The following is a 2,394-nucleotide window of genomic DNA, read 5'->3' as shown; positions in this document are numbered from 1 at the left end:
TACCTAAGGAACGCATGGAGGCGATGCTCCGGGATTCCGGGATGCAAGTAATGCTTACAGACACTGCATATGTGGAGGCATTATCCGTCTTCCAAGAGACATCGCTGCGTCATGCATTATGTGTGGACGACCATGAATTGCTGGCAGGGTATCCTTCCGAACCCGTTGGCGTGGAAATCAATCCAACCGGCAGCGCATATGTCATCTACACCTCTGGAACGACTGGCACGCCGAAAGGAGTCATCGTGGAGCACCGGAACGTGGTGAATTTCATCTCGGGAATGATTCGCGAGCTTCCGTTCGGGACGTATGATTCGATGCTGTGCATCACGACGGTGTCCTTCGATATCTTCGCCGCGGAGAGTTGGGTGCCGCTGAGCTGTGGCATGCAGGTCGTCCTCGCAAGCGAGGAAGCGCAGCAGGAGCCGGCCGTACTGGCAGAACTGCTCGCTCAGCACCCGGTTCAGATGATGCAAATGACGCCGTCGCGTCTCATGCTGCTGCTCGGCGATGCACGGAGCACGCCGCAGCTGCGGAGCATCAAGACGCTGCTGGTCGGCGGGGAAGCCTTCCCTTCCACCTTGTATGAGCAGCTAAGGGAACATACGGATGCGGCGGTGTACAACATGTACGGGCCGACGGAAACGACCGTGTGGTCCACGTTCGACCGCTTAGAAGGGGAGGAACGAATCAGCATCGGACGTCCGATGGCGAACACGCAGGCGTATGTGCTGAACGAGGCGCTGCAGCCGCAGCCGATCGGCGTGGCAGGAGAGCTGTGCATCGGCGGTGCGGGAGTCGCCCGCGGATATTGGGCGCGTCCGGAGTTGACGGGCGAGAAATTTGTGGACAGCCCGTTTGTTTCCGGGGAACGATTGTATCGAACCGGCGATTTGGCACGCTGGCTGCCTGACGGCCGGCTGGAGCATCTGGGACGGAGCGATCATCAGGTGAAGATCCGGGGATACCGGATTGAATTGGGCGAAATCGAAGCCAGGCTGCTGCACATTCCGGGCGTGAGCGAAGCCGTCGTAACTGTGGTAGAAGCGAAAGATACTAAAGAGAATGCGCAGGAATTGTGCGCTTATGTAACGGGCGGGCATCCGCTTAGGGCAGCCGAGCTGCGCGCCGCCTTGGCCGAATCGCTGCCGTCGTACATGATCCCGTCGCACTTCGTGCAACTGGAGGAGCTTCCGCTGACGCCGAACGGCAAGGTGGATCGCCAGGCACTGCCGAAGCCGTCGGGAAGCGGAGCGGCAGCGGAATATACAGCGCCGAGAACTGATGTTGAGACGAAGCTGGCGCAGTTGTGGCAGGAGGTGCTGGGCGTTGAGCGCGTAGGCATCCACGACAATTTCTTCGAGCTGGGCGGTCATTCCTTGAAGGCGATGACGATTGTCTTGAAGATTCACCAGGCGCTGGAAATAGAGCTGCCGCTAAGACAGCTGTTCCTCTCGCCGACGGTCGAAGGGCTGGCGGCTGCACTGAATGCTGCGGACGGCAGCACGGTGTATCAAGCGTTGTCCCCGGCGGCCGAACGGGCACATTACCCGATGTCTTCGGCTCAAAAACGGCTGCATTTCCTGCAGCAGCTAGAGGGAGCCGAGCGGAACTACAACATGCCGGTGGCGCTGCGGCTTGAAGGAGAACTGGATCGTGAGCGGTTGGAAGCAGCTCTGCAAGCGCTCGTCGCCCGCCATGAATCGCTGCGCACCTCGTTTGCCGTCGTGGATGGCGAGCCGGTGCAGCAGGTACAGGACGAGTGGAGCTTCTCTGTATCCTATGAAGAAGCGGAGGAAAGGGAAGTCGAGGATCTTATCCAGGCATTTCTTCGTCCGTTTGTCCTGAACGAAGCGCCGCTACTGCGTGCAACCGTCTTGCGTCTCGAAGAAACGCAGCACTTGCTGTTGATGGATATGCACCATATCATTTCAGACGGCACGTCAATGAACATTTTGGTAGCCGAATTTGTGAAGCTGTACGCGGGCGAAGCATTGGTTCCGCTGAAGTTGCAGTACAAAGACTATGCGGTATGGCAGCAGGAATACGTGCTCAGCGATGCTTACCGGGAGCAGGAGAAATATTGGCTCGATCAGTTATCAGGCGAGCTGGCGGTCCTGCAGCTGCCAACCGATTTCGCGCGTCCGGCCTTGCGTAGCTTTGCAGGCGATCGGGTTGATTTCAAGCTGGGAAGAACATTATCGGAAGCGGTACAGCAATTGGCCCTGGACAAAGGAGTTACCGTCTATATGGTGTTCTTGGCCGCGTACAGCACACTGCTGTCCCGTCTCTCCGGCGACGAGGAGGTTATTGTCGGCTCGCCGGTAGCCGGGCGTCCACATGCGGATCTCGCGGACATAATGGGGATGTTTGTCAACACGCTGGCCTTGCGCA

At 58.4% G+C, this 2,394-nt stretch carries 1 protein-coding gene; it reads left to right on the top strand.

From position 1 onward, the window contains the following. Positions 1–50 precede the first annotated feature (50 nt). A partial coding sequence (locus DQX05_RS30030; protein WP_259392314.1) for an amino acid adenylation domain-containing protein occupies positions 51–2,394 on the top strand: 2,344 nt, incomplete at its 3' end.

It is taken from the genome of Paenibacillus thiaminolyticus, from assembly GCF_003591545.1.
Classification (GTDB): domain Bacteria; phylum Bacillota; class Bacilli; order Paenibacillales; family Paenibacillaceae; genus Paenibacillus_B; species Paenibacillus_B thiaminolyticus_A.
This window is presented reverse-complemented; position numbering and strand designations above follow the sequence as displayed.